At 70.2% G+C, this 21,763-nt stretch carries 21 protein-coding genes; 11 read left to right on the top strand and 10 right to left on the bottom strand.

The annotated features are described in order from the left end of the window. The first annotated feature begins 36 nt into the window (after positions 1-36). Positions 37-366, top strand: coding sequence for a hypothetical protein (locus JUB10_RS09940; protein WP_207456332.1), 330 nt, complete (start codon positions 37-39; stop codon positions 364-366). A gap of 76 nt (positions 367-442) precedes the next feature. Here JUB10_RS09940 and JUB10_RS09935 read toward each other — a convergent pair whose 3' ends face one another. Beyond that, the gene (locus JUB10_RS09935; RefSeq protein ID WP_207456330.1) at positions 443-1,690 is read right to left on the bottom strand and encodes an amidohydrolase; all 1,248 of its coding nucleotides are present in this window, start codon (positions 1,688-1,690) and stop codon (positions 443-445) included. A gap of 155 nt (positions 1,691-1,845) precedes the next feature. On the opposite strand from JUB10_RS09935, the gene JUB10_RS09930 reads away from it, so the two are divergent. Continuing rightward, the gene (locus JUB10_RS09930) at positions 1,846-2,988 is read left to right on the top strand and encodes a glutathione-independent formaldehyde dehydrogenase (RefSeq protein WP_207456328.1); all 1,143 of its coding nucleotides are present in this window, start codon (positions 1,846-1,848) and stop codon (positions 2,986-2,988) included. A gap of 58 nt (positions 2,989-3,046) precedes the next feature. Here JUB10_RS09930 and JUB10_RS09925 read toward each other — a convergent pair whose 3' ends face one another. Both JUB10_RS09925 and JUB10_RS09920 read right to left on the bottom strand, forming a co-directional pair. Beyond that, positions 3,047-3,466 carry a CBS domain-containing protein gene (locus tag JUB10_RS09925; protein WP_207456326.1) on the bottom strand — a complete coding sequence of 140 codons (420 nt, stop codon included), beginning with the start codon at positions 3,464-3,466 and terminating at the stop codon, positions 3,047-3,049. 124 nt (positions 3,467-3,590) lie between these two features. Next, complete coding sequence (locus tag JUB10_RS09920; RefSeq protein WP_207456319.1) at positions 3,591-4,142, bottom strand: hypothetical protein; 552 nt, start codon at positions 4,140-4,142, stop codon at positions 3,591-3,593. A 127-nt stretch (positions 4,143-4,269) separates the two neighbouring features. Here JUB10_RS09920 and deoC point away from each other — a divergent pair, with 127 nt between their 5' ends. Then, positions 4,270-4,992: a deoxyribose-phosphate aldolase gene (deoC, locus tag JUB10_RS09915; RefSeq protein WP_207456317.1), complete on the top strand. Its 723-nt coding sequence runs from the start codon at positions 4,270-4,272 to the stop codon at positions 4,990-4,992. Positions 4,993-5,097: 105 nt separating this feature from the next. Here the strand turns inward: deoC and trxA are convergent, their stop codons facing one another. Then, positions 5,098-5,466: a thioredoxin gene (trxA, locus tag JUB10_RS09910; protein WP_207456315.1), complete on the bottom strand. Its 369-nt coding sequence runs from the start codon at positions 5,464-5,466 to the stop codon at positions 5,098-5,100. Between the two features lie 345 nt (positions 5,467-5,811). Between trxA and JUB10_RS09905 the strand changes: the two genes are divergently transcribed. Beyond that, positions 5,812-6,702: an aminodeoxychorismate lyase gene (locus JUB10_RS09905; RefSeq protein WP_207456308.1), complete on the top strand. Its 891-nt coding sequence runs from the start codon at positions 5,812-5,814 to the stop codon at positions 6,700-6,702. Between the two features lies 1 nt (position 6,703). Here the strand turns inward: JUB10_RS09905 and JUB10_RS09900 are convergent, their stop codons facing one another. Both JUB10_RS09900 and JUB10_RS09895 read right to left on the bottom strand, forming a co-directional pair. After that, entirely contained in the window at positions 6,704-7,093 is a 390-nt protein-coding gene (locus JUB10_RS09900; protein ID WP_207456306.1) for a DUF3054 domain-containing protein, read from the bottom strand. Continuing rightward, entirely contained in the window at positions 7,090-8,007 is a 918-nt protein-coding gene (locus tag JUB10_RS09895; protein WP_207456304.1) for a 2-dehydropantoate 2-reductase, read from the bottom strand. The genes JUB10_RS09900 and JUB10_RS09895 overlap by 4 nt, the downstream gene beginning before the upstream one ends. Before the next feature lie 170 nt (positions 8,008-8,177). Between JUB10_RS09895 and JUB10_RS09890 the strand changes: the two genes are divergently transcribed. Genes JUB10_RS09890 through JUB10_RS09880 form a run of 3 tightly spaced genes read left to right on the top strand, consistent with a single transcriptional unit; the run spans position 8,178 to position 10,640 of the window. Continuing rightward, positions 8,178-8,501 (top strand): hypothetical protein, encoded by a 324-nt coding sequence (locus JUB10_RS09890; protein WP_207456295.1) that lies wholly within the window; start codon positions 8,178-8,180, stop codon positions 8,499-8,501. 57 nt (positions 8,502-8,558) lie between these two features. Beyond that, positions 8,559-9,260: an alpha/beta hydrolase gene (locus JUB10_RS09885; RefSeq protein ID WP_207456293.1), complete on the top strand. Its 702-nt coding sequence runs from the start codon at positions 8,559-8,561 to the stop codon at positions 9,258-9,260. 30 nt (positions 9,261-9,290) lie between these two features. Beyond that, the gene (locus tag JUB10_RS09880) at positions 9,291-10,640 is read left to right on the top strand and encodes a maltokinase N-terminal cap-like domain-containing protein (RefSeq protein ID WP_307859184.1); all 1,350 of its coding nucleotides are present in this window, start codon (positions 9,291-9,293) and stop codon (positions 10,638-10,640) included. Between the two features lie 16 nt (positions 10,641-10,656). On the opposite strand, the gene JUB10_RS09875 is transcribed toward JUB10_RS09880, so the two are convergent. Continuing rightward, entirely contained in the window at positions 10,657-12,153 is a 1,497-nt protein-coding gene (locus tag JUB10_RS09875) for a CYTH and CHAD domain-containing protein (protein ID WP_207456286.1), read from the bottom strand. A gap of 142 nt (positions 12,154-12,295) precedes the next feature. Here JUB10_RS09875 and JUB10_RS09870 point away from each other — a divergent pair, with 142 nt between their 5' ends. From JUB10_RS09870 to JUB10_RS09860, 3 genes are all read left to right on the top strand, one after another. Continuing rightward, a complete protein-coding gene (locus tag JUB10_RS09870; RefSeq protein ID WP_242682444.1) occupies positions 12,296-12,679 on the top strand; it encodes a TraR/DksA family transcriptional regulator in 384 nt (127 codons plus the stop codon). Positions 12,680-12,792: 113 nt separating this feature from the next. Then, positions 12,793-14,928 (top strand): S9 family peptidase, encoded by a 2,136-nt coding sequence (locus JUB10_RS09865; RefSeq protein ID WP_207456284.1) that lies wholly within the window; start codon positions 12,793-12,795, stop codon positions 14,926-14,928. Between the two features lie 145 nt (positions 14,929-15,073). After that, complete coding sequence (locus JUB10_RS09860; protein WP_207457034.1) at positions 15,074-16,012, top strand: phosphodiesterase; 939 nt, start codon at positions 15,074-15,076, stop codon at positions 16,010-16,012. A gap of 72 nt (positions 16,013-16,084) precedes the next feature. On the opposite strand, the gene JUB10_RS09855 is transcribed toward JUB10_RS09860, so the two are convergent. From JUB10_RS09855 to JUB10_RS09845, 3 genes are all read right to left on the bottom strand, one after another. After that, positions 16,085-17,650 (bottom strand): stealth family protein, encoded by a 1,566-nt coding sequence (locus JUB10_RS09855; protein WP_207456282.1) that lies wholly within the window; start codon positions 17,648-17,650, stop codon positions 16,085-16,087. Continuing rightward, entirely contained in the window at positions 17,647-19,782 is a 2,136-nt protein-coding gene (locus tag JUB10_RS09850) for a DEAD/DEAH box helicase (protein ID WP_207456280.1), read from the bottom strand. The genes JUB10_RS09855 and JUB10_RS09850 overlap by 4 nt, the downstream gene beginning before the upstream one ends. 182 nt (positions 19,783-19,964) lie before the next feature. Beyond that, on the bottom strand, positions 19,965-20,324 hold the full coding sequence (locus JUB10_RS09845) for a DUF6804 family protein (protein WP_207456278.1): 360 nt from the start codon (positions 20,322-20,324) through the stop codon (positions 19,965-19,967). A 278-nt stretch (positions 20,325-20,602) separates the two neighbouring features. Between JUB10_RS09845 and JUB10_RS09840 the strand changes: the two genes are divergently transcribed. Further along, positions 20,603-21,715: an S-layer homology domain-containing protein gene (locus JUB10_RS09840; protein WP_207456276.1), complete on the top strand. Its 1,113-nt coding sequence runs from the start codon at positions 20,603-20,605 to the stop codon at positions 21,713-21,715. Positions 21,716-21,763 lie beyond the last annotated feature (48 nt).

Raw genomic sequence — 21,763 nt, 5'->3', positions numbered from 1 at the left:
AGACAGGGGCATCGACGGCTCCCTACGCTCGGGAACGTGCTCAGCTCCCTCCTCGTCGACCGCGACCGGCCGACCGCGATCCGCCCCCACTGGCGCTTCCGCAGCCTCGGTCGTGGCGAGTGGCTGCTGGTCAACGAGACCGGCGTCGCCGCTCACGACGTGACGATCGCGGGCGCCAGCGACGACGAGTTCAAGCTGCTCAAGTGCCCGAAGAACAAGCAGCACCTCCAGCCCGGGGAGCACATCGCGTTCCGCATCGAGAGCCGATTCCGTCGCGGGCCCGTCCCGTTCGCGGCCGTCGTCGGCTGGCGCGAGCACCCGGAAGCATCGGCGCAGGTCGCCGTCCTGACCGTCGAGGAACCGTAACTCTCCCCGTTTTCCGGGTTCTCGACTCGGTGCGCGCGCGGTGGTGATCCCGCGCGCGCACCCCCTCAACCGTGGCTCAGCCGGCGAAGCGCTCCAGGCGCTCCACGACGCGACCGCGGTGGGCCGCCGCATCCCAGCGGTAGACGCTCCGCCCAGCGATGACGACCTCCTCTGCGCGGGAGTTCACGTCGAGCGGATCCCCCGACCAGACCACGACGTCCCCGTCGAGCCCGGGGGCGAGCGAGCCGATCCGGTCGTCGAGGCGGAGGATCGACGCCGGGTTGACGGTGAGCGCCTCGAGCGCCACCTCGCGCGGCAGTCCGTCTTTCACGGCGAACGAGGCCTGGTGCACGAGGAAGTTGATCGGCACGACCGGGGCATCCGTCGTGATCGCGACTCTCACGCCGGCCGCGGCGAGCGCGACCAGGTTGGTGATGGCACGGTCCCGCAGCTCGACCTTCGACCGCGACGTGAACATCGGACCGAAGATGACCGGCACCCCGCGTTCGGCCAGCACGTCGGCGAGTTTGTGGCCCTCGGTGCCGTGATTCACGACGAGGCGGTAGCCGAACTCGTCGGCGAGGCGCAGCGCGGTCGCGATGTCGTCGTGCCGGTGAGTGTGCTGATCCCAGGCGAGCTCGCCCTCGAGCACGCGGCCGAGCGTCTCCAGCTGGATGTCGCGCTTGAACGGCTCGCCCTTCGCCGCCGCCGCGGCACGCTGGTCGAGGTAGTGGCGCGCATCGGCGAACGCCTGACGGATGACGGATGCCACCCCGAGCCGCGTCGAGGGCGTCATGTTCTTCGCTCCGTAGACGCGCTTGGGGTTCTCGCCGAGGGCGCTCTTCACACTGACGGAGTCGCTGATCAGCTGCTCGTCGATGGTTCGGCCGCCCCACGTCTTGATCGCGACGGTCTGCCCGCCGATGGGGTTGCCGCTGCCCGGCTTGACGACGATCGAGGTGATGCCGCCGGAGAGGGCGTCGCGGAAGCCCTCGTCGTCGATGTCGATCGCGTCGATCGCCCGCACCTGAGCGGTGTTCGGCGCCGTCATCTCATTCGTGTCGTCGCCGGCGACGCCGTTGGCCTCCTCGTGGATGCCGACGTGCCCGTGCGCCTCGACGAAGCCCGGGAGCACCCAGCGCCCGGACGCGTCGATCGTCGGGATCCCCTCCGGGATCGCGACATCCGCCCCCACGGCGCTGATGACGCCGCGCTCCACGAGCACGGTGCCGCCGTCGATCGGATCGCCGACGACGGGGACGACGTAGCCCCCGGTGATCGCGATCGAGCCGGAGGCGGACGGGAACGAGCTGGTCGAAGTCATGCCCTCCACCGTACGGCCAGCCAGAGGAGGCGCCCGGGGGCGCGAACCTCCGTCCCGCCTGCACACTCCCCTGGAGTCCGACTGCCGCCATTGCAGTTCGTGCAACGAAGGCGTGCCCTGGAGGAGGAACCACTCACCGAGGACAGGAGACAGAAGTGAAAGCAGTTGTGTACCGAGGACCGTTCGACGTCGCCGTCGAGACCGTGGACGATGCGAGGATCGAGGCCCCGCTCGACGCGGTCGTGCGCATCACGACCGCGAACATCTGCGGCTCGGACCTGCATCCGTACGAGGGCCGCGCCGAGATGGAGTCCGGCATGGTCATCGGCCACGAGAACATGGGCGTCGTCGAGGAGGTGGGACCGGGCGTCGAACGCATCAAGGTGGGCGACCGGGTCTCCGTGCCGTTCAACATCGCGTGCGGAACGTGCCGCAACTGCAACGACGGGTTCACGTCGGCCTGCCTGCGGGCGAACCCGTCCGGGATGCCGGGGGCCGGTTACGGCTACCCGATGATGGGCCCGTACAACCGCGGCCAGGCGGAGCTGCTGCGGGTGCCGTGGGCGGACTTCAACCTGTTGGTGCTACCCGAGGGCACGGAGCACGAGCAGGACTTCACCATGCTGTCGGACGTTTTTCCCACGGGCTACCACGGAACCGAGATGGCGGGCGTCTCACCCGGAAAGACCGTAGCCGTCTTCGGTGCCGGCCCCGTCGGCCTGCTGGCGGCGCACAGCGCGATGCTCCGTGGAGCCGCGCAGGTCTTCGTCGTCGACAAGGAGGCGGACCGACTCGCGATCGCCGAGCGCTTCGGCGCCGTGGGCATCGACTTCTCGAGCACGGATCCGACGCAGTTCATGATGGACGCGACCGGAGGGCTCGGGGTCGACTGCGGCGTCGAGGCCGTCGGCTACCAGGCGCACGACCCGAGCGGACAGGAGCATCCGGAACTCGTTCTCGACAGACTCATCGAAGTGGTCCGTGCGACCGGGCGGATCGGTGTCGTCGGGGTGTACGAGCCGGAGGACCCGGGGGCGTCGACGGAGGACGCCAAGCAGGGGCGCTACGACTTCGACTGGGGTACCGCCTGGACCAAGGCGATCAGCTTCGGCACCGGTCAGTGCCCGGTGAAGAAGTACAACCGCGAGCTGCGCGACCTGATCGTGCAGGGCAGAGCGCACCCCTCGTGGATCGTCTCGCACGAGGTCGGGCTCGACGAGGCGCCGGACGCCTACGAGCGCTTCGACAAGCGCGAGGAGGGGTGGACGAAGGTGTTGCTCCACCCGGCCGCGGCCTGACGGCGGCAGCGAAGAAGAGGGGCGCTCACCGAGTGCCCCTCTTCTTCGCTGCCTGTCGCTACTCGGAGATCTCCTCGACGACGTCCGCTGTCTCCTTGTCGCCGAGAGAGGTGGCGATGTCGGCCTGACTGATCATGCCGACGAGGTCGGTGCCGTCGATCACGGGCAGACGGCGCACCTGGTACTTCTTCATGGTCTCGAGCGCCACCTGGATGTCGTCGTCGGCCCCGACCGTCACGACCTCGTCCTGGTCGGCCGTGAGGCTCCCCGCGGTGACACTCGCGGGGTCGTCGCCGGTCGCGATCGTCTTCACCACGATGTCGCGGTCGGTGACTATGCCCTTCAGGTGCTTGTCCGGCCCACAGACCGGGAGGGCGCCGATGTTGAGGTCACGCAGTTTCTGCGCCACCGTCACGAGGTTCTCGTCCTCGGTGACGTACTCGGCGCCGGGCATCATGATGTCGCGAGCGGTGGTCATGTCGGTCCTTTCCTGGATGACTGTGCTTCTCTCCACCGTGGCATCGCGTCCCGCCACGGCGAGGAAACCTCACCCGGCTCGGAGGCGCTGCTCAGCAGACGTTCAAACGCTCCCCGCGGTCGAATCAGAAGCGCTGCTTGAGGGTGTCGAACCAGTTGCTCGGACGCTGCTGCTCGCCCTGCTGCGCGGCCAGCACGATGATGCCCGCGGTGGCGAGCGGCGTCACCCACTGCACGACCTTCTGCAGGCGCTGCGACGACTCGAGTTCCTGCGACGACGAGCCGGACGGCTCCGTCACACCCTGGGCGCCCTCCTCCGAGCGGTCCGAGATGCTGCGGCCGAGCGCCGTCGACAGGACGGTCGCGCCCGCGGCGACGACCGTGAGCCCGAGCTTGATGAGCGCGTTGTTCCGCGCCGCGGGCTGCGCGGCGAGACGGCCCTTGTCGGAGAGCAGCATTCCGGCCGACCCCACGACGTAGGCGCCGATCGACAGGTACTGGGCGGGACCCCACTTGCTCCAGCCGGCGCCGGAGAGACGCAGGCGCTCGCGCGGGTCGGAGGCGGTGGCCGCTCCCCCGTTGATGCCGAGCACGCCGGCGAGCGAACCGCCGAACCAGCCGGCCGCTCCGAGGTCGTGGAGGCTGCGGACGAGAGTGTTGTCGTTGGAACTGGTCATGAGGGGATCTCCTTCGTCGTGGTTCCTCTCACGGTTGCGCGCGGTCCTGGGAACGCCCCGCATCGTCGCGGGGAAAGCGCCCGGGCCACCGGCAGGGCGGGTGCGGCCGCGTCGTTACGCTGGTGCCATGACCGACGCACCGCTCACCGCCCCGCAGATCGCCGCCATGATCGATCACGCGATCCTCAAGCCCGAGTTCACCCGGGACGAGGTCGACGCCCAGCTCGCCACCGCGGCGGAGTACGGCATCTTCAGCGTCTGCGTCCGCCCGAGCGACGTCGCCCACGCGGTCGAGGTGCTCGAGGGCACCGGTGTCGCGGTCGGCACGGTCATCGGCTTCCCGCACGGCACGACGTCGACGGCGGCGAAGGTGGCCGAGTCGCGTCAGGCGATCGCCGACGGGGCCGTCGAGCTCGACATGGTGCAGAACATCGGCTGGCTGCGCAGCGGCCTCGTCGACGAGGTGGAGGCCGACATCCGCGCGGTCGTCGAGGCCGCGGACGGGCTCGTCGTCAAGGTGATCCTCGAGACGGTCTTCCTGACCCCCGACGAGATCGTCGCCGCCTCGAAGGCGGCGGAGCGCGCGGGTGCCGCCTTCGTGAAGACCTCGACCGGGTTCGCCGGCGGCGGCGCCACGATCGACGACCTCACCCTCATGCGCGACAGCGTGAGCGAGAACGTGCAGGTCAAGGCATCCGGCGGTGTGCGCGACCTCGACACCCTGCTCGCGATGCACGCGATCGGCGTCACCCGCTTCGGCACGAGCGGCACCAAGACGATCCTCGACGACGCGCGGGCGCGGGGCGAGGGCCTCGAGGTCGACGCCTCGGTCGACGAGTCCTCCTACTGATCACCCCTATCGAGGGGCCTGCCGTCGACCGGCAGACACCGTAGACGACGGATGCCGCGGAGCGTGAGCCCCGCGGCATCCGTTCTTCCGGCCTGGATCGCCGGGTCAGCTCTCCTGCTGCTGGCGCTCCGCCTCGGCGAGCGCCGCCTCGACGTCGAGGGCCTTCAGCTGGGTCACGAGGTCCGCGAGCGCCGACGGCGGCAGGGCGCCCGCCTGACGGAACACCGGCACGCCCTTCTTGAAGGCCATGATCGTGGGGATCGCGGTCACCTGGGCCGCGGCGGCCAGCTGCTGCTCGGCCTCCGTGTCGATCTTGCCGTGCACGACGTCGGAGTTCGACTCGCTCGACTGCTCGAACACGGGCGCGAACTGCTTGCACGGGCCACACCAGTCCGCCCAGAAGTCGAGGATCACCATCTCGTTGTCACGGACGGTCTGCTCAAGGGTGTCCGCGGTGACGGTCACTGTCGACATGATTCCTCCTCAGGATTGCGTCTTCGGGGATCAACGCCTCTCCCGGCTCCCTGATTCCCTGTCGTCAGTCGACAGCAGGAATCTGGGAGAGCCATCCGACCGACGGCAGGAACGCCCCGGCATCCGGTCGTAGAGACAGGAACGCCGCGCCCGCGTCGTCCACCACAAACTCGCGGGCGCGGCTGCACTTCCTGCACTGGAGGCCGCCACGATGGGCGTCTACGACGATAGGAGTGCACTCTTGATGCGAGCTAAGCGCCGCATGACACTTCTCTGAGTCGCTTGGAGCCCGAACTATTCGCGCTTCGAAACGATCGGCGGATGCCGCGCGGCAGAATGACTGCCATGGCCCGCTCCGCCCTCGCGCTCCTCAACCGTCCCTCTGCCGCCGCGGCACCGCACGACCCCGACGCGCCCGCGTTCGCGCTCGTCGACCCGGCGGGAGCGCACATCAGCGCGCTCGATCTCGGCATCACCCGCGGCGAGGGCATCTTCGAGACCATCAGCGTCGCCGAAGGGCGGCCGCTGGCCCTCGAGCCGCACCTGCGCCGCTTCGCGTCCTCCGCGGCGGCCCTCGAGCTTCCCGCGCCCGATCTCGACGCGTGGCGCGAGGCGATCCTCGCCGTCGTCGCCGAGCTCGATCCGAGCCCCGAGGCGTACGTGAAGACGGTGCTCACCCCGGGCGTCGAGGGCGACGGGCGTCCCACCGGGTACGCGTACGGCACGCAGGTGTCGGGCTTCGAGGAGGCGCGCACGACGGGCATCCGCGTCGTGCTGCTCGACCGGGGGCTCCGCCACGACGCCGGCAAGACCTCGCCGTGGCTGCTCGCGGGCGCGAAGACCCTCTCGTACGCGGTCAACCGGGCCGCCGTGCGCGAGGCGAAGCGACGCGGGGCCGACGACGTCATCTTCCTCAGCTCGGACGGCTACGTGCTCGAGGGGCCCACGTCGACCGTCCTCGTGCGGCGGGGCCGGGAGCTGCTGACCCCGGGCGTCGGGCTCGCGATCCTCGACGGGACGACGCAGGCCGACCTCTTCGCGTTCGGCGAGCGTCGCGGCTACAGCACCGGGTTCGCGCTGCTCACCCCCGACGAGCTCGTCGCCTGCGACGACATCTGGCTCGTCTCGAGCGTGCGCAACGCGGCTCCGGTGCGCGAGCTCGACGGCGTCGCCCGCGCCGTGGACGCCGAGTTCACCGCGGAGATGAACCGCTTCCTGCACACCCGGAGCGAGTAGGTCAGCGCCGGCGCCGCCGGATCGCGGCGACCGCCACGGCGAGCGCGCGCCAGCCGAGCAGGAACAGCGCGAGGGTCACGGCCGCCACGACGACGAAGGCCGGCGCCGCGGTGTCGCCCGAGGCGAGCCGCAGCAAGACACCCCCGACGAGCGTGACCGCCCAGACGACGAGGCCGGTCGGCGCGACGGCCGACGGCACGCGCCAGGCGCGGGCGACCAGCCATCCGGCCGCGAGCGCGACGAGGAACGGCCACGCCGTCGTCAGCACCCCGACGAGCGGTCCTGAATCGTGCTCGGCGCGTCCGATCGCGACGAAGACGAGCACGAGGGCGGCGTCGAGGAGCGCGGCGGGCAGAGCGCGCGTGCGGCGCGCCTCGGCGGCGGTCGTCATCGCGCGGCCTCGTGCACGGCGAGCACCGTGTGCGCCGCTTCGAGCAGGGACACCGGCACGCCGAACCCGTGCGCGCGACGCACGAGGTCGCCCAGGATGTGATCGGCCTCGGTCGGGCGGCCCGCGCGCCAGTCGCGGTACATCGAGGTCGTCGCCTGCGACTCCGGCGTGAACGAGGAGCGCACGCGGTCGAGTTGCGCGGCGTCGGCGGGATGCCCGGCGGCAGCCGCGACCGCGGCGACCTCGGCGAGCACCCCCTCGGCGAGAGCACGGCCGTGAGGAGCGGCGACGACGCGGCCGAGCGGGGCTCCGCCGAGGCAGGTTACGGCGCCGAGCGTCGCGAGGAACACCCACTTCTGCCAGAGCGCGGTGAGGATGTCGTCGCTCAGCACCGCGTCGAATCCGCACCCGGTCGCCGCCGCGTCGAGCACAAGCACCCGCGGGGTGCGCTCCCCCGAGCGTTCTCCGTAGGTGAAGCGGGCGAGGTCGTCGCCCTGCACGACGGCGCCGTCGTCGTCGAGGCGGGCGTTGATCACGACCGATCCGGGCAGCACCCGCTCCTCGCCGTAGCGGGCGGCGAGCAGGTCGAGCTGCGCGAGCCCGTTCAGGATCGGCACGACGGCGGTCGACTCCCCGATGGCAGGGGCCACGTCGTCGAGCGCCGCGGCCAGGGAGTACGCCTTCACGGTGACGAGCACGAGGTCGAAGGGCTCCGCGAGCTCCCCGGCGGTGAGCACCGGCGGACGCACCGTGCTCTCGCCCCGAGGGCTCCGAAGGACGAGGCCGTCGCGGCGCAGCCGCTCCGCCCGCTCGGCGCGGGCGAGGAAGGTCACATCGCGTCCGGCCTCGGCCATGCGGCCGCCGAAGAACCCGCCGGTCGCGCCGGCGCCGAGAACGAGGATGCGAGAAGTCACCGCTCAACGGTAGACGGGCCGAGCGCCGGGCGGATGCAACCCGAGACCGACCCAGGAGCGTTGCATCCCGTTGTCGTCACGACGTCCTGTGACATGCCGGATGTGAGTTCGTTCGACGGATGTAACAGGATCGACGTACCGTGGGTGAACCGGATCGGGAGGAGGCGGCGATGGAGGATTCCGTCGATGTCGACGTCCTGCGTCAGGAGGCGCGGGACGAACTCGCCGCCGTCATCGAGTACCGCTGCCGCCAGGGCGACGACCCGTGGGAGTTCCTGCCCGAGCTGCCGAGCGTCGATGAGCAGGTCGTGCTGACCCTGCGCCGCGACTACCTCGACGACGACGAGAACCTCGAGCAGAACCGCTCCCGCGCCCACCACCCCTCAGCCGGCGGGGACGACGGGCACGAGTTCGAGTACGAGCTGCTGCGCCGCATCGGCTTGGATCACCCCGAGCTGACGGGTGCGGTCTGGTCGCTGCTCGGACGCATCTGAGAGCATCCTGACCTTCTTCCTATCGCGCGCTCAGCCCCCGCCGATAGCGTCCGAAGCATGGATGCCGTCCGGCTGGCGCTCGCGGCGGAGCGCCGACTGCCTCGACTCGCCCGTGTCTACGCCGGACGCGAGTCCGCCGCCGCCACTCGCACCGTGCACGAGTTCGGCGTGGTCTGGCGCGGCGGGTCGCGCGCGCAGCGCCCCGTCGTCGTCCACTTCGCCGAGCGGCCGGAGACGGCGGGCTGGTTCGCCTCGCGGCTCGCGGCCCGGCTCGGCGCGGTCGTGCTGGTGCCGGATTCCCTCGAGACCCCGTATCGCACGCTCGTGCGCGCCTACTTCGACGCGAAGGAGTGGCGCGCTGACGGCACCCGTCTCGCGCTGATCGGCGACGGTGCGGGCGCCACCGCTGCGCTGCTCGCGGCGATCGACGCGCGCGACGAGCGCCGCCCGTCGATCGAGCGGGTCACCCTGCTGCGCCCTCAGTCGCTGCCCTCCGTCGAGGTGACGAATCTGCCGCCGACACTCGTCGTCGCGGGCGCCGACTCGCTGCCGACGGCCGAGGCGCTCGAGCACAATCTCCGCACCGCCGGAGTGTGGACCGAGCTCTCGACCCGCCCGGCCCTGCCCGCGTTCTGGTCGACGCGCCCCGTGCTGGTGCCGGAGGCGGACGACGTGCTCGCGGAGGTCGCCGACTTCACCGGGCGTGGCTTCGGCCTCGAATCGACCTTCGGCGTGCGCCGTACCGCGCAGCCGCGCTGACCATTCCACCCGCCCCGCAAGGAGGAGCCCGTGACAGAACTGCCCGACGGCCTGGCCCAGTGGATGGGCGCGCAGCGCTGGTACGGGGCGAAGGGTCGCGAGCCGCGACCTCGCCGCGTCGGCGGCTGGAGGCTCCCGTACTCCGCCGAAGCCGCCTGCGCGGTGCACCTCGTGCTCGACGAGAGCGTCGACCCTCCGGTTCTCTACCAGGTGCCGCTCACGACGCGATCCGCCCCGCTCGCCGACCGGGAGGACGCGCTGATCACGCGGAGCGAGGCGGGCTACGTCTACGACGGTCCACAGGACCCGGCGTTCGCGCGGGCGCTGCTCGCGCAGATCGCGTCGGATGCTCCGGCGGTCCCCGAGGGCGCCAGCGCGGACGGCCACGCCGCAGTGCCGCTGACTCTGCCGGAGGAGCTGCCCTCGCGGGTGCTCCGCGGCGAGCAGTCGAACACGTCGATCATCTTCGACCTCGTGACGGCGAGGGACAGTGGCATCCCCGCGATCTGCAAGGTCTTCCGCGTCCTGCACCACGGCGAGAACCCCGACGTCGTGCTGCAGTCCGCGATCGCCGGCGCCGGCTCGGACAGGGTGCCGCTCTCCCTCGGGCACGTGTCCGCGGAGTGGGACGACCCGGGCCGCCCGAGCGGCACCGCCGTCGGACACGTCGCGTTCGCGCAGGAGTTCCTGCCCGGAACGCAGGACGCGTGGCGGGTCGCCACGGCCGCGGTCGCCGAGCAGCGCGACTTCACCGCCGAGGCACGCGACCTCGGTGTCGCCACCGCCGAGGTGCACGCCGTGCTCGCCGAGGCGCTGCCCACCGTCGACGCCTCCCGGTCGGAGATCGACGGGGTGCTCGCCAGCATGCGGAGGCGGCTCGCGACGACATCCGCCGAGGTTGCCGAGATCCGCGACCTCGCCCCGCGTATCGAGCAGGTCTTCGCGGCGGCGGCCGACGCCCGCTGGCCGGCGATGCAGCGCATCCACGGCGACTACCACCTCGGTCAGGTGCTGCTCGTGCCGGATCGCGGCTGGGTGCTGCTCGACTTCGAGGGCGAGCCGCTCCGCCCGATGACCGAGCGTGCGCTGCCCGACAGCCCCATGCGGGACGTCGCGGGGATGCTGCGCTCGTTCGACTACGCCGCCGGCTCGTACGAGACCGAGCACGGCCTCGGCACGGCGCGCGACTGGGCGGCGGCGACGCGCGAGGCGTTCCTCGACGGCTACATCGAGCGCAGCGGCTGGGACGTGCGCGCGGACTCCGCCCTGCTCGGCGCGTTCGAGCTCGACAAGGCCGTCTACGAGGGCCTCTACGAAGTGCGGAACCGGCCCGACTGGCTGCCCATTTCGGTGGAGGCGGTGCGCCGGCTGGCGGCCTGACCGGCGCCGGCGGGGATCAGCCGATCGCCTTGCGCAGCAGGGCGATCGACTGCCGGGCGTCGGCGAAGGCCTCCTCGCCGCGCTCGCGCTCGGCGGCGAACAGCACGCCCCAGCGGAACGTGTCGATGCCCGCCTGGTGCGCCCGCCCCGCGGCCTGCTCGAGGAAGCGCTGCAGGCTCAGGCTGTCGCGCCACTCCCCCAGGTCGTCCTGCACCTGCTCGGCTGCACGGCCGAGCCGGGCGACCTTGCCGCCGAGCGGCGCGGCCTCGCCGACCGTGACCGCCTCCACGGCGTACCGCAGCCGCTTCGCGGCCTTGCGGACCTCGTGCATCGCGCTCTCGCGATCCTTCGACTGCTTGCTCGCGTTCGCCTTGCCGATGCGCGACTCCACGCGGTGCGACTCCGACTCGAGCGCGCGCTTGAGCTGCTTCGTGGCGGACTTCGCCGCGGCGGGCGTGAGGGGCGGCTCGGCGACGAGCGCGTCGAGCCCGTCGAGCAGCGCGTAGTAGCGCTCGCCGGAGAGGAACTCGAGCACGTCGGCGAAGTGCCGCTCGTAGTCCTGCTGGGCGAGCCCGACGGCGAAGCTCAGGTCGTCCGCGCCCGCGAGGCCCGTGAGCCGGCCGCGCAGCACCTCCACGTCCCGGGCGCGCCCGAGCACCTGTCCCAGCTCGCGCAGCTCCGCGCGCACCGGCTCGGTGGCCTTCCGGTCGAGGATGCGGCGGTAGGCGCCGAGCACCGCCCGGATGCGACGCACGGTGACGCGCATCTGGTGCAGGGAGTCGTCCTCGTCGCGACGTACGCGGGGATCGAGCGTCACGAGCGCGTCGACGAGCGAGCGCAGGGCGCGCACCACGGCGGTGCCGGCGTCGGGCTTGTCCCCCTTGGCCGGCGCGGGCACGGCGCGCGTGCCCGTCTCGAGGGAGTCGCGGCCGAGGGCCCTCGCGAGTTTGCTCACGTGCGCAGCCGGAACGCCGCCGGCCTCGCGCACGCGCTCCTCGATGGGCGCGAACAGGCTCTCCTCGCCGGCGTCGCCGAGCTCGACCTCCCATTCCCGCCAGGTGCGGATGTCGCCGGTCAGCGGATTCGAGGCCGTGACGGTGTCGTCGGCGAACTCGACCGCGAGGCGCCCCGACGCGTCGTGCAAGCGCGTCACCGTCCTTCTGGTGCGCATTGTGACCACCGGCTGGAGCTCTTTTCCGCGCACGAGAGCTCGCACCTCGTCGAGCAGCTCACCCGGCACGTCGTCGGTCACGGGCCAGTGCAACTCGGTGCGCGCACGGTCGCCCGGCAGTTTCAGATGCCAGCCGTCGTCCTGTCCCCCGACGCGCTTGCGCAGCACGATGCGGCGCTCGGCGAGCGCACCGTCAGCCGTGTCGAAGTACTGCGCCTCCAGGGAAAACTCGTCGGGAGCCCCGACTGTCAAGCCCTCCCCGATGTCCCCCAGCCGGGGAACACTTGCCTCACCGTCGACGTCGTACTTCCGCTCGATCTCGAGGTGGCGTTGAGGCGACATGGTCATTTTCTAGCGCACCCGACGGCACACCGGCTGAACTCGCCCGGCTAGGGAGTTGCTATTTCTAGTTTGCCTAGATATATCTATTGCGAGTAATTTACTCCGCACTGGCCAGCAGGCAGTTCAACGATTGGATGTCCACATGACCGGGATGATCGAACGACAGACTCTCGCCCTCTCCGAGGACCAGCGCGAGAGCATCCGGATGTTTCTGCAGAACGAGCTGCAGCACGACACCGTGACGATCAACACGCTCGAGATCGACCTCAAGGCGATCCAGATGGCACGCATGGGCGTCGCCACCGACGACGCGAGCGACCCCGAGGGCGGCGCGTTCGCCTTCGAGCACTCGCAGACCGGAGCGCAGCAGGCCCGCATCCGCTCGCACGCTGCCGAGGTCAAGGCCGCCCTGGCCCGCCTCGACGACGGCACCTACGGCCTCTGCGTCGGCTGCAAGGGCGAGATCGCGCCGGCGCGCCTCGAGGCGCGTCCTGCCACCGCCTACTGCATCGACTGCGCGCGCTGACGGCAGACGGATGCCGCGACCGCGGCGCCGTCATCGGCACCACCACGCCCGAAGGGCGGCACACCTCGAAGTGTGCCGCCCTTCGTCGTGACCGGACCGTTACGCTGCTGCGCATGCCGACGACGCCAGAGCCGCGCAGGAAGCCGATCACCCGCCGTCACCACGGTCACGAGTTCATCGACGACTACGAGTGGCTCCGGGCGAAGGACGACCCCGAGGTCATCGCGTACCTCGAGGCCGAGAACGCCTGGACCAAGGAGCAGACGCAGCACCTCGAGCCGCTGCAGGAGCGCATCTTCGAGGAGATCAAGTCGCGCACCCTCGAGACGGACCTGAGCGTTCCGGTCCGCCAGGGCGACTGGTGGTACTACACCCGCACCGAGGAGGGGAAGTCGTACGGGATCTCCTGCCGTGTTCGGGCGGCCGGCCCGGACGACTGGACACCCCCGGTGCTCGAGCCGGGCACCGTGCTCGAGGGCGAGCAGGTGCTGCTCGACAGCAACGTCGAGGCGGAGGGGCACGAGTTCTTCTCGCTCGGCTCGTTCGACGTCTCCCCCGACGGCGTCCGGCTCGCCTACGGCGTCGACACCACCGGGGACGAGCGCTACGTGCTCCGCATCAGGGACCTGACGACGGGTGAGAATCTCCCCGACGAGATCCCGAACACGTTCCCCGGCGCGACGTTCTCCCCGGACGGGCGTTACGTCTTCTACCCCACGGTCGACGACGCGTGGCGGCCGGACACGATCTGGCGCCACGAGGTGGGCACCCCGGCGTCGGCCGACGTACGGGTCTTCACCGAGTCCGACGAGCGGTTCTGGACCAGCGTCGGCGTCACCCGGAGCGAGCGATTCCTCGTCATCGCCGTCGGATCGAAGATCACGAGCGAGTACCGCGTGCTCGACAGCGCCGACCCGACCGGCGAGTTCCGGATCGTGTGGCCGCGCCGGGAGGGCGTGGAGTACTCCCTCGACCACGCCGTCGTCGACGGCGAGGACCGGTTCCTCGTGCTGCACAACGACGGCGCCGAGAACTTCGAGCTCGTGAGCGTCGCCGCCGCCGACCCGGAGGGCGAGCGCGTCGTCGTGCTGCCGCACGACCCGCAGGTGCGCCTCGAGGACGTCAGCGCGTTCGCGGGCCACGTCGTCCTCGACTACCGGCAGGGCGGGCTCGCGCGCGTGGGCGTGCTGCCCGCCGACGAGCTGAAGGCGCGCGCCCGGGTCACGGAGGTCGACTTCGGCGAGACCCTGTTCACCGCCTCCGCGGGCGGCAACCCGGAGTGGACCCAGCCCACCGTCCGCGTCGGCTTCAGCTCCCTCGTCACGCCGTCGACCGTCTACGACTACGACGTCCGCTCCGGCGAGCTGACCCTGCTCAAGCGGCAGCCCGTGCTCGGGGGATACGACCCGGGCGACTACGTGCAGATGCGCCAGTGGGCGGTCGCCGACGACGGGGTGCGCGTACCCATCTCGCTCGTGTGGAAGCGGGGCATCGACGAGACGATGCCGGCGCCGACGCTCCTCTACGGCTACGGCTCGTACGAGACGAGCATCGACCCCACGTTCTCGATCCCCCGCCTCTCCCTCCTCGACCGGGGCGTCGTCTTCGCGATCGCCCACGTGCGCGGCGGCGGCGAACTCGGTCGCTCCTGGTACGAGAACGGCAAGACGCTCACGAAGCGCAACACGTTCACCGACTTCATCGCGTGCGCCAGACACCTCATCCGCGCCGGGGTCACCTCCCCCGAGCTACTCGTGGCCGAAGGGCGCAGCGCCGGGGGCCTGCTGATGGGCGCGGTCGCGAACCTCGCGCCGGAGCTCTTCGCCGGGATCCTCGCGGGCGTCCCGTTCGTCGACGCGCTGACGAGCATCCTCGACCCGTCGCTGCCGCTCACCGTCATCGAGTGGGACGAGTGGGGCGACCCGCTGCACGACCCCGCGGTCTACGAGTACATGCGCTCGTACACGCCGTACGAGAACGTGCGGTCGGATGTCGCCTACCCGAAGATCCTTGCCGTGACCAGCCTCAACGACACCCGCGTGCTGTATGTCGAGCCCGCGAAGTGGACGGCGAGGCTCCGCGAGGTCGGCGCGCCCGTGCTCCTCAAGACCGAGATGAGCGCGGGTCACGGCGGCGTCAGCGGGCGGTACGACGCGTGGCGCGAGCGCGCGTTCGAGTACGCCTGGGTCGTGGAGACGGCCGGCGCCGAGGCATCCGTTCCCGCGCTGACCCCCGCGCCGGGGGCGTGAACATGGCCGCGGCGTGAGAGGTATCTGAACAGGTACTTAAATCGTGAGGCGCGCTCGGGACATCCGGCGCGGAGGCGACAAAGCTTGAGTGAAGAGAGCATCCGCGCTCCTGCACAGCGCCGCCGACGAAGGACTTCCTGTGACGATGCGAACGGCCGAATACCCCAGGCCGGATCATTTCCTGCTCCATCTCAGTGACACCCACCTGCTCGGTGGGGACCGGAAGCTGTACGGCTCGGTCGACAGCGAGGCGGCTCTCCGCCGGCTGTTCTCCGAGGTCGAGGCCTCCCGCGGCCGGCCGGAGGCGATCGTCTTCACGGGTGACCTCGCCGACCACGGCGAGCCCGACGCGTACCGCAAGCTCCGGGACATCGTCGAGCCCGCTGCCGAGCGCCTCGGGGCGCAGGTGATCTGGGCGATCGGCAACCACGACGACCGGGCGACGTTCCGCACCGAGCTGTTCCGGGAGGCGACGGCCTCGACCCGGCCGATCGACCGCGTGTACGACGTGGGCGGGCTCCGGGTCATCACGCTCGACTCGACGGTGCCGGGGCACCACTACGGCGAGGTGTCGGGCGAGCAGCTCGACTGGCTAGCCGAGGAGCTGTCGATCCCCGCGCCGCACGGCACGATCCTCGCGATGCACCATCCGCCGGTGCCCGCCGTGCTCGACCTCGCGGTGCTCGTGGAGCTGCGCAACCAGCGGCCGCTCGCCGAGGTGCTCGAGGGCACCGACGTGCGCAGCATCCTCGCCGGGCACCTGCACTACTCCTCGACCGCAACGTTCGCCGGCATCCCGGTGTCGGTCGCCTCGGCCACCTGCTACACCCAGGACCTCAACGTGCCGGTCGGCGGCACGAAGGGCCGCGAAGGTGCTCAGGCGTTCAATCTCGTGCACGTCTACGACGGCACCGTGCTGCACTCCGTGGTGCCCGTCGGCGAGTACCGCACGCTCGACCACGTCGACGCCGAGGAGACGGCGCGCCGTCTCGAGGCCGCGCAGGTGCGGATCGCCGACGCGGTCAACGAGAAGATCGCGCCCGAGCCCCCGCTGACCATGCCCGTCAAGGTGCCGGTGGCGTAACCGCCTCCTCACGCAGCAGGACCCGGCGCAAAAGCGGCCGGGTCCTGCTGTGTCAGGGCTGCGTCGTGAGCGTCAGCTCGCGTCCCGCTCCTGCTGCACGACGTCGTCGCGCTTCTCCCAGGGCGCCGGGATCGGGAAGTAGCGCTTGAGGAAGTCGGTCACGGCCTCCGTGCGCTGCTCGACCGAGATCTCGGGGAAGCTGCCGTCGTTGAGGCAGAACATGTCCATCGAGCGGGTCTTCAGCAGGCGCTTCATCTCCCGCAGCGACGACTTGAGCGTCGTCTCGATGTACTTGACCTTCGCGTTCTCCTGCGTGACCGCGCGCCCCGTGAGCAGCGAGTAGTAGTGGTACAGCGAGTTGGTGACCGAGATGTCGGTCGACGAGCGGAAGCGGCTCGCCGCCGTGCGGGCGAAGTCCTCCGCGAACTCCTCCTCCATCTCGAGCAGCACGCTCTTGCGCAGCGGCGCGGCGCAGTGCTCGAGGTGACGCGTCGTCACCTTGCCGTAGCGGTCGGCCAGCAGGCGGCGGTTGACGCGGGCGGAGTTCTCGAAGCCGCTGCGCGACTGGTTCGACTCCCCCAGGCCGATGCGGGTCGTCGCCTCGACGAACTTCGTGATGCCGCCGGGCGAGAAGAACAGCTCCGGGCTCACTGGACGACCGAAGAACATGTCGTCGTTGGAGTACAGGAAGTGCTCGCTGATGCCCGGGATGTGCTGCAACTGGCTCTCGACGGCCTGGGAGTTGTGCGTCGGCAGCACGCTCGGGTCCTTGAAGAACTCCTCGCTCGGCACGATCTTCACGCGCGGGTGCTCGTCGAGCCACTTCGGGCGGGGCGAGTCCGTGACGATGTAGATGTTCCGCACCCACGGCGCGTACATGTAGACGCTGCGGAGCGCGTAGCGGAGCTCGTCGATCTGCCGGTAGCGGGCCTCGGAGTCATCCCCCTCGCCGACGACGTAGCTCTTCATGCGCGCGGCCCGCTGCCGCTGGAACTCGATGTCGGTGCCGTCGACCCACGAGAAGACGATGTCGATGTCGAACGTGATGTCGCTCGCGTGCGGCGCCCACATGCCCTCGAACGTCGGCCACTCCACGCCGAAGCGCTCGACGTGGGCGTCGATCGCCTCCTCGCGGGGCAGCGTCTTGCGCATGAGCGCGTTCTCGAGGGGGGCGACGATCGTGTCGCCCTCGAACTTCCACAGCTCGACCTGCACGCCGTGGCGGGCGCCGTAGCGCAGCTCGCCGACGGTCTCGATGCGCGGGCGGTACAGGCGCAGCACGGTTGCCTTCGAGTCAGTCGCCAGCACGCCGTCGGCGAGCAGCACGGGGCTGCCCGCGACGTCGACCGGCTTCGCGTAGAACGGCTGCCGCGCGAAGGCCTGCGCGAACGCCGCGGCGAGCGTCTTGCGGTCGCGGCGGTCGACGGCGATCACGGGGCGGTTGCGGTCGCCGCGGATGAGCAGGTGCTCGATCTCGAAGTCGATGAGCACCTGGCGCACCGCGAGGATGTCCTGCTCGAGCGACTGCTGCGGCGTCGTCTCCGCGTGCACGAGCGTCCAGACGCCCTTGCGCAGCACGACGTCGGAGTCGAAGCGGCGAGTCTGGTTGGTGGGAACGAGCGTGGGCTTCAGCGTCATCGACGTCCTCCCCGTGCCTCGACGGCATCCGTGAGCAGCTGCACAAGCGTGTCGAGCTGCACGTTCGACTCGGCCTCGACGTCCTGCGCGCCCTCGAGCGCACGGGCCGCGAGACCCTCCTTGCTGCCGATGAGCTCGGCGATCTTCGTGTCGATCGTGTGCGCGGCGAGGATGCGCCACGCGGTGACGGGCTCCTCCTGGCCGATGCGGTGCACGCGGTCGATCGCCTGCGTCTGCTCGGCACTCGTCCAGCTGAGCTCGGCGAGCACGACGTTCGAGGCGACCTGCAGGTTGAGCCCGACGCCCGCGGCCGTGAGCGAGCAGACGGCGACCGAGACATCCGGGTCGTTCACGAACGCGTCGATCTGCTTCTGACGCGCGGACGACGTCTGGTCGCCGCGCACCGAGATGGTCTGCAGTCCCGACTTGGCGAAGTGCGCCTCGGCGGCGTCCATCACGTCGATGTGCTTGGCGAAGAAGACGACCTTGCCGACGTTGCGGGCGAGCTGCGCCGTGAAGTCGGCGGCGAGGATCGCCTTCGCCTGACCGATGCGGCGCACCATCGAGAACACGTTCTCGCCGTTGCCGGCGGCCTTCGACTCCTCGAGCTCCTCGTGGGCGACCGCGCGGATGATCTGCTCACGCGTCGTCTCGGGCTTCGAGTGCTCGACCCGGCGGCGGTAGCGCTCGAGCAGCCGCGCGGTGAGCGCGCGCTCGGCCTCGCGGATCGAGCGGCCGGCCTCGTCGTCGAGCTCGACGGGCATGTCGGCGATGCGGCGGGCGGGGATGTCGGCGGCGACGTCGACCTTCTTGCGCCGCACGATGCCGAGGTCGATGACAGCCTGGCGCGCCTCCGCGAAGAAGCCGGGGTCGGCCGGGGTGAGGCCGATCTCCTCGAGCCGGTTCATGAGCACGGGCATCGGCTTCGTCTCGTCGATCCAGCCGAGGAACTGCCAGATGGCCTTGAAGTCGTCGATGGAGTTGATCAGCGGCGTACCGGTGAGTGCCATGAAGAGGGCGTTCGGCTGCAGCTGACGGATGCTCTGGCTGAGCGCGAGCACGTTGCGGGAGCGCTGCGAGTCGCGGTTCTTGATGAAGTGCGCCTCGTCGACGACCATCCCCTTGAAGCCGAAGCGGCTGAGCCAGCCGACGTGGCGGTCGAGGATCTCGTAGTTCACGATCACGACGTCGCTGAAGGCGTCGATGTCGTCGCCGTCGCCGTGCACCACCGTCGCGGTGCGCCGCGGCGTCCAGAGCGCGACCTCGCGCTCCCAGTTCGCCTTGACGACGTTCGGCACCACGACGAGCAGCGGGTACGAGGCGGAGACGGATGCCGCGAGCAGCGACTGTGCGGTCTTGCCGAGGCCCGGCTCGTCCGCGAGCAGGAACGTGCGGTGACCCTCTCGCACGGCCTCGACGAAGCGCGCCTGGTGCCGCATGAGCGTCATGCCGCCCGGGGTCGCGGTCGTGGCGACATCCGGAAGATCCATCGACGCGGCCTGACCGCCGGCGCCCATCTCGAACGAGCGGAACAGGGGGCCGAGCAGCTCCCAGTTGGCGAGGCGGCGCACGGGCTGCGCCTTGGGCGGCACGGCCGAGAAGTCGGGCTCGAGGAAGGGGTTCGCCATCTGGCGCTGACGCACGGAGACGGGCACGACCTGCTTCTGGTCGACCGGCGCCTGCTGCGGCTTCTCCTTCGTGATGATGAGCTCCTCCGGCGGCAGCTCGACACCGGCGTCGAGCAGGAGCCGGCGGCGCAGCTCACGGGCCGCGTCGCTCACCGGGGCCTCGTCGCCGAGCAGGGTGATGACGCTCGTGTCGCGGGCGGCGGTCTTCGCCAGGATGCCGGCGAGGCCGTCGAGGCGCTTGAGGGTCTCGGCGCGCTCGGCCTCGGTGAGCTCGGTGTCGGCCTTGACCCGAGCCCGCTCCTCGCGGATGAGGAGGGCGGTCACCTGGAAGCGGGTGCGGTTCGCGGGCTTGAGCGGCGCCTTCTGCACGGCCGCCTCGATCTCGCGCGCGGTGCGGGCGAGTACGGGGATGATCCCCTGGTCGTCGCCGTGTCCGCGGCGGCGGTTGTGAGGCCGTGACGATCCCGCGGGACGCTGCCTCTGCTGCTGGCCTGTACTGGCCATGGTCCTCCTTCGCCCCGGTGTCCTGTCCGTGGGGAGGATCCCTGCTGATGCGGACCGATGCACCGGGCGGTGTCGATTCACGTCGGGCTCGACGTGATGTTTGCGCTTGGACTGCCAGACCCGGGCTCGGAAGAAGGCCGGTGGCGTCGGCGACTAATTGATTGTACGCCCTCGCACGTTTCCTAGCGATTACGCGCGCCGCGATCGTCCTCGACGGGCAGCCGCACCGTGAAGGCGACCGCGAGGAAGACGACGGAGACGGCGTACTGCAGCACGAACCAGGCCTCGTCGGGCAGGGCCAGCGGGAACACCGGGTTCCACACGACGATGACCGCGGCGAGCACGGGGAGCCACCACCACTGCCGCGCCTGGAAGGAGAACACCGCGAGGATCGCGGCGAGGATCGAGAGCGCGTAGCGCACGATCGTGAACCAGTCCTCGCCGATGACCCCGACCGCGGCGAGCGCGACGACCGCCCCGAGGATGCCCGGCGCGAGCCCGACTCGTCGGTACTGCTGCTGCGGGTAGCGGGAGGTGCTCATCGGTGTCGAGCCTACGGGCGACCGCGGGCGCTGCTCAGCTCGCTCTACCCCTAGCGCACGCCGTCGAGACGGTCAGCGCTGCCGAGAAGACGCGACGGAGAGTGCAACGGCCATCGATGGTCCCTCACCGATGCTGAAGGGACGAGCCGCACGGACCTGATGACCCCAGCAAGTGGGATGCATAGAGGGGCGAAGCAATCGCTAGAGTCACGGCAACCTGACATTGGGGAAGAACCTTGCTTAGAAAAACGCTCCTAGCCGCAGCACTCGCTGTCTCGATGGCGCTCGGCGCCGCCGCACCCGCCCACGCCGCATCGTTCCGTGACGTGCCTACCAACAATCAGTTCCACCGCGAGATCAGCTGGTTGGCGGACAACGGGATCTCCACCGGTTGGCCAGACGGTACTTTCCGCCCCCTGCTTGCGGTCAACCGCGACGCGATGGCCGCCTTCCTATACCGCCTGGATGGCAGCCCGGCGTTCAACCCGCCGAGGGTGTCTCCTTTCGATGACGTCGCCACCGACAACTTGTTCTACAAGGAGATTGCGTGGCTGAACGAGCAAGGAATCACCACTGGGTGGTACGAGAACGGGAAACGCCTGTTCAAGCCGCTGCAAGCGGTGAACCGCGACGCGATGGCGGCGTTCCTGTTCCGCTATTCGAAGATCGAGAATTACGGACCCCCTGCCCAGAGTCCCTTCACCGATGTCCCTTCGAACAATCAGTTCTACCGAGAGATCAGTTGGTTGGCGAGCATGGGCATTTCGACCGGGTGGGATCAAGGATTCGGCTGTAGGGCCTTCGCTCCCGTTCAATCGGTTGCCCGCGACGCTATGGCCGCGTTCATGTACCGCCTGAAGAACCCGTCGGGCGGGCAGGTCGACTTGGGCACTTGCTCACGTCCGTTCGAGTTCGGCTACGGCAGCTTCAGCGGCGAAGGTACGCGCAAGGTGTCGGCGGGTACCTATCGCTCGATCAACAACGATGGGTGCTACTGGGAACGGCTCTCCGGCACGGGCGGGACCTCCGACGAGATCATCGCCAACAGCTTCAGCAACGGTCGCAGCGTCGTCACGGTGAGCGCCGGTGACGCAGCATTCAGCTCGTCAGGCTGCAACACCTGGCAGGGCGTCAATGCGCCGTCGGGGGCACCTCAACCATGGGCGCCCGGCGACGGCGGAACTTTCATTGTGAACTGGGACCTGCAGCCGGGTACGTACAGTTCAACCGCCAACGACGGCTGCTACTGGGAGCGCATGCGGTCGTTCAGCGGCGAGTCCGAGGACATCATCGCGAACGACTTCTTCGAGGGTGACTCGCTCGTCACGATCAGCTCGACCGACGTGGGCTTCACGACGTCCCGGTGCAACGACTGGGTCCGAATTTACTAACGCTGCAGAGACCCAGGGCGGGGAGAGCAAGTGACAGCGCTCTCCCCG

Source organism: Desertivibrio insolitus, from assembly GCF_017355965.1.
GTDB lineage: Bacteria > Actinomycetota > Actinomycetes > Actinomycetales > Microbacteriaceae > JAFIQW01.
Note: the sequence above shows the minus strand (reverse complement) of the source record. Positions and strands in the feature narration are given on the sequence as shown.

Bases quoted from the DNA above. Each gene is read 5' to 3' on its own strand.
- JUB10_RS09865 (WP_207456284.1), top strand. From the start codon at position 12,793: ATGCCGACGACGCCAGAGCCGCGCAGGAAGCCGATCACCCGCCGTCAC.
- JUB10_RS09905 (WP_207456308.1), top strand. From the start codon at position 5,812: ATGGCCCGCTCCGCCCTCGCGCTCCTCAACCGTCCCTCTGCCGCCGCG.
- JUB10_RS09875 (WP_207456286.1), bottom strand. From the start codon at position 12,153: ATGTCGCCTCAACGCCACCTCGAGATCGAGCGGAAGTACGACGTCGAC.
- JUB10_RS09850 (WP_207456280.1), bottom strand. From the start codon at position 19,782: ATGGCCAGTACAGGCCAGCAGCAGAGGCAGCGTCCCGCGGGATCGTCA.
- JUB10_RS09900 (WP_207456306.1), bottom strand. From the start codon at position 7,093: ATGACGACCGCCGCCGAGGCGCGCCGCACGCGCGCTCTGCCCGCCGCG.
- JUB10_RS09840 (WP_207456276.1), top strand. From the start codon at position 20,603: ATGGCGCTCGGCGCCGCCGCACCCGCCCACGCCGCATCGTTCCGTGAC.
- JUB10_RS09855 (WP_207456282.1), bottom strand. From the start codon at position 17,650: ATGACGCTGAAGCCCACGCTCGTTCCCACCAACCAGACTCGCCGCTTC.
- JUB10_RS09860 (WP_207457034.1), top strand. From the start codon at position 15,074: ATGCGAACGGCCGAATACCCCAGGCCGGATCATTTCCTGCTCCATCTC.
- JUB10_RS09935 (WP_207456330.1), bottom strand. From the start codon at position 1,690: ATGACTTCGACCAGCTCGTTCCCGTCCGCCTCCGGCTCGATCGCGATC.
- JUB10_RS09920 (WP_207456319.1), bottom strand. From the start codon at position 4,142: ATGACCAGTTCCAACGACAACACTCTCGTCCGCAGCCTCCACGACCTC.
- trxA (WP_207456315.1), bottom strand. From the start codon at position 5,466: ATGTCGACAGTGACCGTCACCGCGGACACCCTTGAGCAGACCGTCCGT.
- deoC (WP_207456317.1), top strand. From the start codon at position 4,270: ATGACCGACGCACCGCTCACCGCCCCGCAGATCGCCGCCATGATCGAT.
- JUB10_RS09925 (WP_207456326.1), bottom strand. From the start codon at position 3,466: ATGACCACCGCTCGCGACATCATGATGCCCGGCGCCGAGTACGTCACC.
- JUB10_RS09885 (WP_207456293.1), top strand. From the start codon at position 8,559: ATGGATGCCGTCCGGCTGGCGCTCGCGGCGGAGCGCCGACTGCCTCGA.
- JUB10_RS09845 (WP_207456278.1), bottom strand. From the start codon at position 20,324: ATGAGCACCTCCCGCTACCCGCAGCAGCAGTACCGACGAGTCGGGCTC.
- JUB10_RS09890 (WP_207456295.1), top strand. From the start codon at position 8,178: ATGGAGGATTCCGTCGATGTCGACGTCCTGCGTCAGGAGGCGCGGGAC.
- JUB10_RS09870 (WP_242682444.1), top strand. From the start codon at position 12,296: ATGACCGGGATGATCGAACGACAGACTCTCGCCCTCTCCGAGGACCAG.